Raw genomic sequence first — 15,540 nt, forward strand, 5'->3', positions numbered from 1 at the left:
TTTCTAGTTTGTTAACTCTATACTTACTGGTAAAACTTTTTTCAATTTATAAGATGAATTACCAATAATTGTTGCAATTACATCATAGATAGTAATTACATCTCCTCTTCTAGCTTTTGATAACGCCTTTTTAGCTTGTGCATTAAACGTTTTACCTGTTACTAAGACTGTTACTTGTCCAGGCACTTTAACTTTAAAACTATTTACTTTTAACTGTAAATCGAATACAAAGTCTGGTAAACCCGCTCCTATTGGAGTATTCCCTAAACTTGATTTCGGCATTCTAACAACACCATATTGACCACGCGCAGAAGCCATTGCTGCAGGAATATCTTTAACTCTAAATGTTTTGCTTGAATTGACAGTATTACCGCTACTCAATTTAGCACTAACATTTATTTTTATAGTATTTGCAGCTCCAGGTCTTAAACTATACTTACTTCCTTTACCAGAAAGTCTACCTCCAGCAGCAGAAACTTTTAAATTACTATCACTAACACCAGGTAATGAAACAGAAATAGGATTGTCTAAACCTCTATACACAACATTCATTTTATCAGCGGAAACAACAGCACTACTTGGTTCTGCAATTACTGAATATTTACTTTCAAAAGGAATAGGTTCTTCTTTTCCATCTTGCATAAAAGTAATAACTCCCTTAATCGTTTTCTCGCCAACATTACCAGCAGGCATGTTTAACATTACTTGTCCGTTTTGAACGCTATTAGTAATGTCTCTACCATTTAAAGTAACTTTTGTTGGTACTAAATTCGAATCATACCTACCTAAAACAACTTGCCCTGTAACCTTTTCACCAGCAAAATAAGCTGTTTTATTTAAAGATACAATTCCCTTATAGTTATTAGTTGTTAACTTACTATCTGCTTCTAATTGTCCTCCTAAAAGAGCATTTAACACATCACTTTCTGTGTTTTTAATATTAGCTTGCAACTGAGTAACATTTGTTAGAGAAGCCACTAAAGGAAAACCTTTATAACGTCTGTCTAACCAATCTTGTTTATTATCTGATGTTGTATTAAATCTAAACCTTGTTCTTTCGTTGATACTCTCAAAATCAGGGCCTAAAGTTGTAATTACTTTTTCTCTATAGTTTTCTATATTATCTACAAATTCTTGACCTTCTTTTGTATAATTATCACCTTTAAAGAAATAATTGTCTAGAAAATCTGTCTTATCCATTGCCTCATAGTCCGTTTTATCTTCAATATCAGCAGTCATTTTACTTTTCAGTGCTGCTAAGTATGAATAAAAACTAGAGGAAGCATTTTTTATTTCCTTTGCCTTTTCGTGTAAAGGTCTAAATTTTTCTGGTTGATCGTCTGCTTTTAAAGCTAAGCCTTCGTAATTTAATTTGTTTTTCTTTGTCGTTGCATTATTGCTAATAACAATTTCTGCATTCATAAAGCCAAAAGCTGAAAGTACCTCTTTACTCATATTCATTGCTAACATTGCAATAAATACAAGATACATCAAGTTAATCATCTTTTGCCTTGCGGACATTTTTCCTCCTGCCATTCTAATTAGTTTTTTAAGTTTTTATATTTTATGTAACTAATTATTATTTACTAGACATTGCTGAAAGCATGTTCCCGTAAACACCGTTTAAAGAAGACATATTATTTGCCAATGCCGCCATTTGCTCTTTTAAATTCTCTGTATTTTCTACTACAGCGCTATTTAATTCTGCTTGCTTACTGGTGTTTTCTACTTGAACCCTGTATAAATTATTTAAAGATTCCATTTGAAGTGCTGCCTTAGACATTTCTTCATTGTACTTATTTGTGGATGTTACAGATTCTGATGCTGCAGACAAACCTTCTGCTGCATGTTGAAAGTTTTTCATACTAGAACCTAAACTTTCCATTAAACTAGAGTCTATTTTAGCTTCTTGCAATAGATTATCTAATTTCTGAGATAACATACCATCTGCACCTAATTTCTTTTGCTCTTTTTCTGATGAAAAACCATCACCTGCTAATTCAGGATACACTTTAGACCAATCTAAATCGTCTTCTGGAGTGTCAAACGCTGAAATTGCAAATACGGCCGCTTCTACTAACAATCCAATTGTTAACATAACGCCTCCCGTTAATGGTCCTATAGAAAAATGTTGAATTTTAAATAGGGCTCCAATAATTACTACTGCCGCTCCCATTCCGTAAACGAAATTCATTGATCTTTTGTATGCTCTTGATTGTGCCATAATATTAATGTCTTTTTTTAGGGGGTTTTAAATTTATTTATTTGTTAGTTGTTCCAATGTAATTTTGTACGGTTCTAAAACCAATATAACTTCTTGCGGTATCTGCATATTCGAAATCTCTAGATCCTACTTCTAAAAAATACGCGACATCTTTCCAAGATCCACCACGTATAATTTTACGTTTGTTTTTTCTGTCTTCTACATTCGGATTCATTGTAGAAGCCATATAGTAGGAAGATAGGTTGTACGCCGTGTTTGTCCACTCAGAAACATTACCTGCCATATTGTACAAACCATAATCGTTTGCATTAAAAGATTTTGCTTCCATAGTATACAAAGCGCCATCCACAGCATAATTACCTCTTACGGGTTTAAAGTTTGCTAAGAAACAACCCCTATCACTCGTAGTGCTTCCAGTTCCCCAAGGGTAGGTTGCAAATTCTAAACCACCTCTTGCCGCATATTCCCATTCTGCTTCTGTTGGCAATCTAAAATCTGGAACTTGCGTACCATTTTTTCTTCCTCTTAAATAATCATTTTTCTTTTTTGTTCTCCAATTACAGAAAGCATTTGCTTGTCCCCAAGTAACACCAACCACAGGATAATCTCCATAAGATTGATGGTCAAAATAATCTTGATGCATTGGATCGTTATAAGAATAATTAAAATCTTTTACCCATACAGTAGTATCTGGATAGATCTTGATAACTTCTGTTTCAACAAAATCCTTTCTATCGCCACCTTTTCTTGCAGCATTGTCTCTATCGAATCTAGAATATCTATATTTTAAAAATTTTGTGTTGAATGTTCTAATACCGTCTACAGCGTTTTCTCTACTAATAAAAAGAGAATCCATCACCTCTACATAATCTACATCCGGGAATTCTTGTTTTTTCCAAACCAAATCAGTACTCCAATCTAATGGCAATATAGAATCTATTCCGTCTCCTAGACTCCAATAATTCTCATACATGTATTTTTGATAGGGTGTTGCATCTGTTGTATCTACGGTTGCAAAAGCGTAGTCATGAATGCCACCAGAAAGCGGCGTTCCATCTGCATTTGGAGTAGAACCTAAGGCTGCAAATTCTGCTTGATAGCCCAATCGTGTTCTTACAATAGAGTCTCTAACCCAATGTACAAATTCTTTGTACTCATTGTTGGTTATTTCTGTTTCGTCCATAAAATATGGTCTAACAGTAACCGTTTTTGTGGGTGCGTTCATAGTACCAATAATATCCTGATCTTGTTTACCCATGGTAAAGGAACCACCTGGTATTAAAGCCATGCCGTACGGTTTTTCTGAAAACCACTTCTTTTTAACTTTTACACCCACCAGTTCTCCTCTGTCATTAGAGCCACAACTGTAAAATACCGTTATTAAAAGTGCAAATATTGCTGCTTTCTTCATATGCTAAATATATCTTAACTAAAAGTTCGTAAACCTATTCTTTTTTTTATTAAAAAACAATGTTGAAATCGCATTTTAACGTATTGATTTTTCAATTGTACGCAATTACATCATTTTTTTCATCGCCTTATACCACTTCTCTGGTATAATCTGTTTTGTTGCCTCTGTATAGTCTTTATATGTACATGGTATTAACGCATGTCTTTTGTATTTATTATTTGATAAAATGTTTATTTCTAACCACCATCTTCCAGATTTATTACTTTTAAAAAAGGTTAAAGGTTCATCATCTTCTAACAAAACAGTAAACTTCTGATAGTTCTCTTTACCAGAAAATGGATAATCTTTTACTCTAAAATTAACGCCTTCAATAAAATACCAAATTATTTGCGCTATTAAATGTGCGGTTTGATGGTTGTTATCATGTTTAGAATTGTACTCATAAATACCAAATGATGATACTTTATCACTAATTCCCGCATATCTTGAAATTGCACAAATTTCTTCGCCATAAAAACCATTAGGAGAAGCATTATTATTTGCGGGTGCTTCACTTTGTCTAATTGCACCAATATCTATAGATACAATATCTGCATCTCTAAAAGCGGGCTCTATATGTTCTAATTCTTTTGATTTACCTAATCTGTACCCATCAAAAAACAACGTATCTAAAAGTTGAATTTCTTCTTGAGAGTTAAAATATGTTTGATACCCCACATTGCAATAATTAAATAAGTTGTTGGGTTCTTGCATGATTATTTTACTCAAATAAGATTGTGACGTTAAATCTTCTTCTAAATTACCAAGGTCGAACCTACTATCTACTGCGGTAACATTTACGGTTTGTTCTAAAGCATCATAGGCTCTATAATTTACATAAGTAATGTCTTGACCACCACCAATAATTACTGGAATAATATTCTTTTTCAACAAAGAAGTAATAATTTCTTTGACTGCAAAATAGGTATCTGAAACTGAATTTCCTTTTTTAACATTGCCTAAATCAACAATATTGGTATGCCAATCTCCAGGGAATAATTGATATAATTTTTCTCTGATAAAATGCAAATGCTCTCCACAACCAAAATTGTCTTGAGAATTTCTATCTTCTTGAACACCGAAAATTGCAATTTGAACGTTTTCTAGCTCGGGAAAGCCGTTTTGAGAGGAATGAATTTGGATATTTTGACCCAAACACATAGATGATTGCAGCACCAATTGTGCAACAACCGAATCTTTTACAGGGGTTAAAAAATCTAGGTTCATTAATTTCTTGTCAATAAAGTATGCAATATACTAACAAATTATTTCTTTTTAGCAGTTTTTTTTGCCGTCGTTTTCTTTTTTGTTGTTTTTTTCTTTGGTGTTTTGGCTTCTATCATTTTAACAGCTTCTGCTTTCGAAATTTTTTCTACTTCTGTTGTTTTAGGCAATTCTATTTTAATTTTACCTTTCAGTACATTAAAACGTCCCCATCTTGCTTTTTCTATACGAATCCCAACATCTTCCCAATTATGAATCACTTTATCTATTTCTTTCTGCTTTTTGATCTCTATTAAATCAGAAATTTCTTCTTCAGATAAATTATCAAAATCATACTTTTTACTAACATTAATAAACATTGAGTTCCATTTGATAAAAGGACCAAAACGTCCCACACCTTTTTGCACAGGCAAATCTTCATAATGACAAATTGGAGCATCTGCTTCTTGCTTAGCAACAATTAATTCTTTTGCCCTTGGCAAATCTACTTCCATTGGGTTTTCGCCTTTATCTAAAGAAACAAATAGAGTTCCAAATCGAATATAAGGTCCAAAACGTCCATTAGAAACAATTACTTCTTCACCGTCATAAGTTCCTAAAGTTTTTGGCAACAAGAATAGCTCTAAAGCTTCTTCCATAGTGATGGTTCCTAAATTCTGATCTTTGTTTAAGCTTGCAAATGATTTTTCTTCATCTTCTGGAGCACCAATTTGTGCAATGGGCCCGAACTTTCCTAGACGAACTAAAACTGTTTTACCAGATTCTGGGTGTTTTCCTAAAATACGTTCTCCACTTTCTCTTTCCGCATTTTCTTTGACATCTTCTACATTGTCATGAAATTTGGTATAGAAACCTTTGATCATTTCTATCCAATCTTCTTCTCCTTCAGAAATATCATCAAAAGAATTTTCCACTTTTGCCGTAAAACCAAAATCTAAAATATTAGAGAAATTTGCTACTAAAAAGTCGTTTACAATATTCCCGATATCTGTAGGCACTAATTTATTTTTATCTGAACCTGTCTTTTCAGACAAAGTTTCACTTCTTACATTTCCGTTAGAGAGAATTAATTGTTGATATGCTCTTTCGACTCCTTCATTTTGTCCTTTTTCTACATACCCCCTTTTTTGAACCGTAGAAATTGTTGGTGCATAGGTAGATGGTCTTCCAATACCTAATTCTTCTAATTGTTTTACTAAAGATGCTTCTGTAAATCTGTATGGTGGACTCGTAAAACGTTGTGTTGCGTTGATAAAAGTATAGTCTAAATTTTCACCTACTTTTAAATTTGGCAACATACCATCTTGTTCTTCATCTTCATTATCTGTTCCTTCTAAATATACTTTTAAGAAACCTTCAAACTTGATCATTTCTCCGTTTGCAGTAAATATTTTTGAATTTTCTGAGTTTTCAATTTTTACGTTGGTACGTTCTAATTGTGCATCACTCATTTGAGAAGCCAAGGTTCTTTTCCAAATTAAATCGTACAGTCTATTTTGGTCGTATTCTGTATCTACCGTATGCATTTTCATATTTGTAGGTCTAATGGCTTCATGGGCTTCTTGTGCACCTTTTGCTTTCGACTTAAAAACACGCTGTTTGCTGTATTCTTTTCCGTAATAATTACTAATTTCTTCTTCGGCAGCATTTCTTGCATCTACAGATAAGTTTACACTATCTGTTCTCATATAGGTTATTAAACCTGCTTCATACAGCCTTTGTGCAACTTGCATGGTCTTCCCTACAGGAAACCCTAATTTTCTAGAAGCTTCTTGTTGTAAGGTAGAGGTTGTAAAAGGTGCTGCTGGTGATTTTTTTGCTGGCTTTTTTGTTAAATCTGCAATTGAAAAATCTGCTTTCCCACATGATTTTAAAAAATCTTCGGCGGCTTTTTTTGTATCGAAATTCTTTGGGATGGTTGCTTTAAACGTTTTTCCTTCGTTATTAGAAAATTGTGCAACTACTTTATAATGTGTTTCTGATTTAAAATCTAAAATACTTCGTTCTCTTTCTACAATTAAACGAACTGCAACAGATTGTACTCTTCCTGCAGACAAGCCTCCTTTTACTTTTCGCCATAAAACAGGCGATAATTCATACCCAACCAATCTGTCTAAAACTCTTCTTGCTTGTTGCGCATTTACCATATTATAGTCTATATCTCTAGGATTTTCGACCGCTTTTAAAATGGCATTTTTTGTAATTTCATGAAAAACAATACGTTTTGTATTTTCATCTTTTAATTCTAATTGTTCTTTTAAATGCCACGCAATTGCTTCTCCTTCTCTATCTTCATCACTTGCTAACCAAACCATATCCGCTTTTTTTGCTAAGGTTCTTAATTTCTTAACAATTGGTTTTTTATCATCTGAAACGATATATTTTGGGCTAAAATCTCCATCTACATCAATTCCTAGTTCTTTAGAAGGTAAGTCTGCAATGTGTCCATAACTAGATGCTACTTGAAAATCTTTCCCAAGAAACTTTTCTATGGTTTTTGCTTTTGCTGGTGACTCTACAATTACTAAGTTCTTTGCCATGTATCTTTCTTTTGTCGTAATTAACGCAGTTTAAATTGCGTGATTTTGACTGCAAAAGTATGTAGTTTTTTTTTATTAAAAATTGTTTGGACGAATTTTAAACGATTTTAACAGGTTTATTGAAGTGAAAACTCACTTAAAAGTTGAATTCCGTTATTCGAATAGGTGTATTGATAAAGAACGCTATCTCCTATCATTAAAAGCTGATTAGCAGTAGGAATAACATCAAAAGCGTTTATATTTTTAAACGTATGTAAGAGCTCTAAATTTTCTATATTATTTTTATTGTAAACTTTTAAACCAGAAGTTCCATCGCAAATAAATAGAAAATCGTCTTTTACACCTAAACCGTAAGGATTATCCATCAAATACCGTTCTTTTAAGGTTGGATTTTTTAAATCAGAAATATCTATGATTTCTAAAGAACTCTCTGTGGCGCCACAATTATTTCCGCCTCGCAAAGTTACATACGCATAATCACCATCTACAACAACTGGATCACAAGAAGTTACATGTTGTAATTCTGACACATAATCGGGAGATGCTGGAGAAGAAATATCATAGATATACATGCCATTTGTACTTCCTAAAAAGAGCGTATTGCCTCTGTTAAAAATGGTTTCTATCCCAAAATTTACATAGACATCTTCTAACTCTTGAGGCGTGTTTAAATTGCTAATATCAAAAACGTTTATTGATGATTGATCTACTGCATACAAATAATCATTTACAATTTTAAATCTTGCCAAAGAACCTCCTTGACCTGTGCCACCTTCTGAATTAAAATTAAGGGCATCATTTGTTAAATAATAATCATAATCACTCGTTTTTCTCCACTCTTTGGTTACTTTATATCCTGTAATAATACCATTTTCATTGTATCCATATCCTAAACCAAAATTACGAGGAAATACATTTTTAAGTCTTGCTTCTATTTTAATATTTTCTATAGAAGAAATATCAAAAACAATCAAATCCATATAACTGTCTGCATATAAATAGTTGTTTTTAACTTCTATATCTGCATTTCCTAAAACTTTAATAAAACCTATTTTAACGGGATTTTCTGGATTAGAGTTTTCTATAATATGTATTCCTTTTTGAAAATCATTTACAAAAACATAATTCTTATAAACGTATATTTTACCAGATTTTTCAATATTTTTTGGCGTTGAGATTTCTACAGAAGTAGCTCTAAAGATATCTAAAGAGAGATATTCTGGAGTATAAACGTCTACTAATTCGTAAGTATCATGATCACAAGAGGTAAAAAGAAGTGTTGCCAACAGGAATCCTAGGTAAAGTTTGATCTTCATATCTTCATAGCTTTGTGAGTTTACAATATAGATGCAAAAAGTATGAAAAGGTTGCGTACTTTTTTTGATTTTACTACTCAACCGTAATTTTTTGCTTCAATTTTGTTGAAGAATTTCCACCAACAAAAAGATAAAAATCACCTGATTCTACTTCCCACTTTCTATTGATTGTGTAAAACTGAAGTGTCTCTTTATGTATTTGAAAAGAAACTGTTTTTGTTTCACCTGCTTTCAGCATAATTTTTTTAAAACCTTTCAATTCTTTTACAGGTCTTACAATACTTGCTACTAGATCTCTTATATAGAGTTGTACAACTTCTTTACCAGCTACGTTTCCATTATTTGTGACTTCTACAGAAAGTGAAATTTCGCCATCAGCAGTCATTATATTTTTATCAACCTTTAAATGATCATAAGAAAAATTAGCATAACTCAAGCCAAAACCAAAAGGATATAAAGCAGATTTTTTTGAATCTGTAAATCCTGAATACGTTACATGTCTAGAATTAAAAGGCCTTCCCGTGTTTTTTTGATTGTAATACAAAGGTTCTTGACCTACATTTCTGGGAAATGAAACTGGTAATTTTCCTGACGGATTGTAATCACCAAACAACACATCTGCAATTGCGTTGCCCGATTCTGAACCCAAATGCCAAGTAACTAAAATTGCTGGTAAAATGTCATTTGCTCTAGAAATATCCATGGGTCTTCCGTTAGACAATACCAAAACAATATTTTTATTTACTTTGTAAACAGCTTTTAAAAGTTCATTTTGCAAACCTGCAAAACCTATTTTTGTTTGACTTCTTCCTTCGCCAGATTGGTAAGCATCTTCACCAATTGCTAAAAAAACAATCGACGCTTTTTTTGCTACAGCAACCGCTTTTGCAATTCCAGAGGTATCTTCTGTATTAAATTTTAAAGGATATAAAAATTGATTTTTACCAGGTTTTACTGTTGGAATGGTTAATGCTACCCCTTTTTCATAATATACTTTTGTGTTTTCACCCACTTTTGCTTTGACACCTTCTAATAAGGAAACTGCAGAATTGTACCTTCCTTTTGCTCTCCAATTTCCCAAAGGTTGATTTTTATTGTCTGCAAAAGGACCAATAACTGCAATACTTTTTACATTTTTAGATACAGGCAAAATATCATTTTCATTTTTTAACAGCACAATAGATTTTTTTGCAGCTTCTCTTGCAATTTCTAGATGTTCTTTGGTATAGATTTCTTTTTTTTCTCTTTCTTCATCACAATATTTATAAGGATCATCGAATAAACCTAACTGAAATTTTAATCTTAAAATACGTTTTACAGCATCATCTATATGATTTAAAGAAATTTTATTTTCTTCTAATAACTGCCCTAAATAAGCTTCATACGCATACGACTCCATATCCATATCACTCCCCGCATTCAACGCAATTTCTGCTGCTTGTTTTTTGTCCTTTGCAAAACCATGAGCCCTCATTTCTCCTATAGAACCCCAATCTGAAACTACAAGACCATTCCAACCCCAATCTCCTTTTAAAATTTTCCTTTGAAGATGTTTATGTCCTGTTGCAGGAATGCCATCAATATCATTAAAAGAGTTCATAAAAGTAGCTACACCAGCTTTTGCGACGGCTTTAAACGGCGGCAAAATCATATTGTGCAACTCAAATTCACCGACAGTTACGGTATTGTAATCTCTACCAGCTTCACCAAAACCATAGCCTGCAAAATGTTTTGCACAAGCTGCAATTGTATACTTGTTAGATAAATCATCTCCTTGAAAACCTTTTACACGTGCAACAGCTATTAAAGAACCTAAGTACGGGTCTTCTCCAGCGCCTTCCATAATTCTTCCCCACCTTGCATCTCTAGAAACATCTACCATCGGTGCAAACGTCCAATTTAAACCAGAAGCTGCAGATTCTTTTGCTGCAATTGAAGCCGATTTTTTTATAATCTCTAAATCCCAACTTGCACTTTCTGCTAAAGGAACAGGAAAAATAGTTTTTAGGCCGTGAATCACATCGTAGGCAAAAATCATTGGTATTTTAAGACGGGAGTTTTCCATAACCAATCTTTGTGCTTCACGTACTTCTTTTACAGAAACCACATTCAAAACAGAACCCACCAATCCTTTCTTCATCTTATCTAATTTACTCTGTGCACTTTTAGACGATGCTGGCCCTGTTAAATCCCAACCTGCGGAATATTGCACCATTTGACCAATTTTCTCGTCTAAATTCATCAGATTTAAAACAGAATCTACTTGCTGTTCTATATGTTGGTCTAAACTTGATTTTATCATTGGTTTCTTTGAATCTTCGCAATTAAAAAAAGTAACTGTAATGATTATGATTGCTATAAAAAATGATGTTATTCTACTCATTCTAATTTATTATCTAATTAAAGGTTAAAAACCCTGCAATTTTATTGCAGTTGTTTTAGTTTCTATAAATTTTGTAGCCATGAATTCACAAATTAATCAACACAGTGTGACTAAATTTAGCTAATTTCAGGGGGCAAACTTTTTAGTCTGCAAACTAAAACTATGGGCTTTTGACTTATAGTGGTTCATTTTAATTGTATTTCTGCAAATACAGGAAAATGGTCTGACGGATATTTTAAATCTTTAGAATCGGTAAGTACTGCATATTTTTTAACTGCTACACTTGTATTTTTAGAAAGCATTATATAATCGATTCTTCTTGTGACGGGCTCATGAAATTTGAAACCATTGAAAGTGCCGTTTACACCAAATGCATTTTTACCCGCCAATTCTTTGGCATCAGAAAAATTATTTTTTAATATTGAAATTAGTTTACTTTCTGGCTCCACATTAAAGTCACCAGTAATAATTACAGGATAATTTTTGGTATTTACTTTTTTAATTTTTGCTTCAATTAATTTCATACCATTTAACTGTGCTTGTTGCCCAACATGATCTAAATGTGTATTAAAAATCCATACTTTTTTATCAGAATTTAAAACGGTCATTAAACCGTATGTGCAAATTCTTGGATAGGCAGCGTCCCAACCTTTGGAAAGTTTTTCTGGAGTTTCTGACAACCAAAATGTATTTACTTTGCTGAATTTCACTTTTCTTTTATCATAAAAAATAGCCGAGTATTCGCCATCATTACCACCATCTCTACCATGACCAATGAAGCTGTAATTGGGCAAACCATTGGTGGTATCTTCGATCTGATTTGGTCTACCTTCCTGAATACCAAATACTGTTGGCTCGTAAAATTTAATTTGCGACAGTAAAAAATTGCTTCTATTTGCCCAAGAATTTTCACCATCTGAAGCAACATCCAAACGAATATTATAGGTCATTACTTTTAGATTTTCTGATTTGTTCCCTTTTTTTGTTTTTTTTAAAGCGCAACTTGCAAAAATTACTAAAATTATCATTAAAATATTTTTCATAACGTTTATCTATTTTAAGACCTCAAAGATTTTAAAAACCTTTGAGGTCTTTTAATATTTTTCTTTTTGAAATACTCTTACATAGTCTACGACCATTTGTTGTGGAAAAATGGAATCGTCAATTCCTTTTCTGCCGCCTAACATGCCACCAACAGCAACATTTAAAATCAAATAAAATTTTTGATCAAAAGGCCATTCTGCGGTTGAGAGATGTTCGTTTCTAAACGTATTATAAACAGTATCATTTAAAATAAAATCCATTTTTTCTGGAGTCCATTCTAGTGCAAATATGTGAAAAGTATCGTAAGGTTTGTCTATAAAAATACTCTTTCCTTGTTCTGTATTTTTAGTATGATTGTAGGCTTTTGTATGTACGGTTCCAAAAATTGAATCGCTGTTAAAACCAACATGTTCCATAATATCTATTTCACCAGATGCTGGCCAGCCCACTGCCGTTTTGTTTTCTCCCAACATCCAAATTGCAGGCCACAAACCAACGCCTTTTGGTAATTTTGCGCTGACTTCAATACGTCCATATTTCCACGATGCTAAACTTTTAGTGGTTAATCTTGCGGAAGTATAGGTTCCTACCTTGCGTTCGGCAGCATATTTTTTCCAACTTTTCTTTAAAAAAACGGGATTGTTATAATCTTTATTGGCAATGCTTTCTTTATGCGCTTCAAGAATTAATTTTCCGCTTTCTACTCTGGCATTTTTTAAACGATCTGTATAATATTGCTCTTCTCTATTGGCAATAAAGCCATAATCATAATTCCATTTTTTGGGGTCTGGTTTTCCTTTGTAATTGAATTCATCACTCCAAACTAGTTTACATCCATCTTTTACAGGCGATTTTTTAATTCTTTCAAACACCAATTCGGGTTCGTTGGTGGTGATATAATCGAATTCGTTTGCTAACAACCAATCAATATCTTGCACAGCATTTGCGGTCCACGCATTTAACGTAATTCCAATATTTTTTGCCTCTTGTATAAACTGTGGTTTTATTTTTAGCTTATAAATTAAATAATCTAACCCTGTAATTCCGTTTTCTTTTAAAGTTTCTGGAGATTTAGAACCATCTAAATACTGTGTTTTAGCGGTAGGATTTTTTTCAATAATTCTTTTTAAGATATTAAAATTGAAACTAATATAAGAAACAATAAAACGGTTTGCTTTTAGTTCTTTTACCAAATTTAAAACTTTGTCTGTTATTAGAATATTCTTTTCTTTAGAAGATGTTGGTTTTATTTCTATAACAAAGCCTGTTGTAGCATTGTTTTCCATTCCAGCTAGTAAATACTCTTTTAAAGTTGGTAATTTTTCTTCGTTAAAAAGGTTCGTTTTTGCCAATTCTTTATAATCCGTTTCTTCAATTAGTAAACCCTTAAAATCTTTATCATGTGCAACTATTAAAACTTCGTCTTTGGTCATTCTTACATCAAACTCACTTGCATGACAATTCAATTTTATAGCTTCTTTTAAGGATGCGATAGAATTTTGAGGTAGCTTATTCGTTTTCCAAGCACCTCTATGAGCTATTACAGGATTTTTAGCAAATGCTATTTTTTTACGATCAGAAAAATTATCGCAAGAAAAAAACATAATAGTGGTTACAATAAATATTAAAAAACGCATGAAAAGAGGGTTTTTGTAAGTATAAAAATAGCACAATAAAAGAAAAGTATCGAAAAAAATAATTCACTAGTTTCGATACTGTTCTTAAAAATTAATTTTAATATTCTTTAGAATTTAGTATCCTAGGTTTTGTGGATAATTAGACCCTAATAAATCTAAATCTTCTTGAAAAATTGGCCAATTGATAAAATGGTCTTGCCAGTTTGCTCTTGGATCTTTTACGCCATTATTTGCTGGGAAGAAATCACCATCACCTGCATAGTTTCTTATTTGACGGTTGATAACATCTTGTCCCATTCTTTTTAAAGTAAACCAACGCTGACCTTCAAAAGACAATTCTCTAGCGCGTTCGTCTAAAATAACTTGTTCGTTTACAACAGCCACAGGAGCAGCTTTGGCTCTTACTCGAATTGCATTGATATATGGCAAAGGATCTCCAGTAGACCTCATCATTGCTTCTGCAGCTATTAAATACGTCTCTGCCAACCTGTAGACCATTATATTACTTCTTTGTAGGTAAGATTCTGGATTGTCATCTTCTTCTGCGAACTTTATGCAAGAAGGATGCAGTCTTTGATAATATCTCTGATATTGAATTCCATTAGGATTTGCTGGAGAAATGGGTTTATAAATTTCTATTTCTTGTCCTACATTGGGTCCAGATGTGTAGTAATATTTTAATCTAAAATACGTATCATCATCTCTAGTATCGTTTGGATCTTCAGCTAATAAACCAAGTAAATAATTATTGGGCAAAACTCTAGAAAAACCTCTACCTCCTTGTTCTATATTAGCTTCTATACCAGATATTTGAAAATACTGTGTCACAAAATTTGCATTCATCATCGTAGTATTTCCTCCTCCTAAAACATCGTCTTGAGATTGTACTACAAATAGTTGCTCCGAATTATTTTTATTCCCTTTAAAAACGTCAGCAGTTGTTGCCACTAAACTATGAGGACTCATAGGATCTTCTATGACATCTAAAGCTTGTTTCTTTGCTTCTGCCCAATTGCCTTCCCACATGGCAACTTTTGCTTTTACGTGTTTTGCAGTTCCTTTAGAAACTTTTCCGTAAGTAACATTCCAATCTAGATTTTCTATAGCATACTCTAAATCGCTATTTAACAACGAAAAAATTTCTTCTTCAGTTGAGCTTGTTTCTACAACATCAAAAGCATTATCTACAGTAATAGTTTCTGCATTTACGTAAATATTATTGTACATTCTGTAAAGAAAGAAATAAGAATTTGCTCTAAAAAATTTTGCTTCTGCAATAATTTGTTTTTTAGCATCTTCATCTAATCCTTCTAAATTTTCTGCTGCATTGATAATACTTGTTGCTTTATTGGTAATATTATAAAAATGTTTCCAGAATAATCTTGATGTAAAATTTGTACCTAAATCTATAGGAGAAATTCCTCTTTGATATCTTCCCATAAGACCTGTATAACCTGTTCTGCTAAAAGTCAAATCGCTTCTAGATTGCATTAACACAGCTCCCATAAAATCTTGAATATTTGTATCATATCTATCTCTATTGAACTTATACAAACTAACTACTCCAGATTTTAACCCTTCTTCTGTGCTGTAAATATAATCTGAATCTATAAGTGTGCCTGGATCTTCATCTAAAAAACCTTCACAAGAAATTATTAAAAGTAATGTTGATAAGAATAACATTGCTTTATATACGTTTTTATATAAAATGATTGTTTTCAT

General features: G+C 32.5%; 10 protein-coding genes. All 10 read right to left on the reverse strand.

All coding sequences use genetic code 11. The annotated features are described in order from the left end of the window. Positions 1 to 3: 3 nt before the first annotated feature. The 10 genes from gldM to Q0998_RS12715 all read right to left on the reverse strand — a co-directional run bounded on the left by gldM (position 4) and on the right by Q0998_RS12715 (position 15,540). The gene (gene gldM, locus Q0998_RS12670) at positions 4 to 1,536 is read right to left on the reverse strand and encodes a gliding motility protein GldM (protein WP_299670338.1); all 1,533 of its coding nucleotides are present in this window, start codon (positions 1,534 to 1,536) and stop codon (positions 4 to 6) included. Positions 1,537 to 1,579: 43 nt separating this feature from the next. Next, positions 1,580 to 2,224 carry a gliding motility protein GldL gene (gene gldL / locus Q0998_RS12675; RefSeq protein ID WP_299670339.1) on the reverse strand — a complete coding sequence of 215 codons (645 nt, stop codon included), beginning with the start codon at positions 2,222 to 2,224 and terminating at the stop codon, positions 1,580 to 1,582. 37 nt (positions 2,225 to 2,261) lie between these two features. After that, positions 2,262 to 3,635: a gliding motility lipoprotein GldK gene (gldK, locus tag Q0998_RS12680; RefSeq protein WP_299670340.1), complete on the reverse strand. Its 1,374-nt coding sequence runs from the start codon at positions 3,633 to 3,635 to the stop codon at positions 2,262 to 2,264. 105 nt (positions 3,636 to 3,740) lie between these two features. Further along, positions 3,741 to 4,901: a formimidoylglutamase gene (locus Q0998_RS12685; RefSeq protein WP_299670341.1), complete on the reverse strand. Its 1,161-nt coding sequence runs from the start codon at positions 4,899 to 4,901 to the stop codon at positions 3,741 to 3,743. Between the two features lie 38 nt (positions 4,902 to 4,939). Further along, on the reverse strand, positions 4,940 to 7,438 hold the full coding sequence (gene topA / locus Q0998_RS12690; protein ID WP_299670342.1) for a type I DNA topoisomerase: 2,499 nt from the start codon (positions 7,436 to 7,438) through the stop codon (positions 4,940 to 4,942). 116 nt (positions 7,439 to 7,554) lie between these two features. Further along, the gene (locus Q0998_RS12695; protein ID WP_299670343.1) at positions 7,555 to 8,754 is read right to left on the reverse strand and encodes a hypothetical protein; all 1,200 of its coding nucleotides are present in this window, start codon (positions 8,752 to 8,754) and stop codon (positions 7,555 to 7,557) included. A 73-nt stretch (positions 8,755 to 8,827) separates the two neighbouring features. After that, positions 8,828 to 11,137, reverse strand: coding sequence for a beta-glucosidase BglX (gene bglX / locus Q0998_RS12700; RefSeq protein WP_299670344.1), 2,310 nt, complete (start codon positions 11,135 to 11,137; stop codon positions 8,828 to 8,830). A gap of 185 nt (positions 11,138 to 11,322) precedes the next feature. After that, entirely contained in the window at positions 11,323 to 12,180 is an 858-nt protein-coding gene (locus Q0998_RS12705) for an endonuclease/exonuclease/phosphatase family protein (RefSeq protein ID WP_299670345.1), read from the reverse strand. Between the two features lie 51 nt (positions 12,181 to 12,231). Continuing rightward, a complete protein-coding gene (locus Q0998_RS12710) occupies positions 12,232 to 13,818 on the reverse strand; it encodes a family 16 glycosylhydrolase (RefSeq protein ID WP_299670346.1) in 1,587 nt (528 codons plus the stop codon). A gap of 114 nt (positions 13,819 to 13,932) precedes the next feature. After that, the gene (locus Q0998_RS12715) at positions 13,933 to 15,540 is read right to left on the reverse strand and encodes a RagB/SusD family nutrient uptake outer membrane protein (RefSeq protein ID WP_299670347.1); all 1,608 of its coding nucleotides are present in this window, start codon (positions 15,538 to 15,540) and stop codon (positions 13,933 to 13,935) included.

Origin of the sequence: uncultured Polaribacter sp. (assembly GCF_947501385.1) — a bacterium.
Classification (GTDB): domain Bacteria; phylum Bacteroidota; class Bacteroidia; order Flavobacteriales; family Flavobacteriaceae; genus Polaribacter.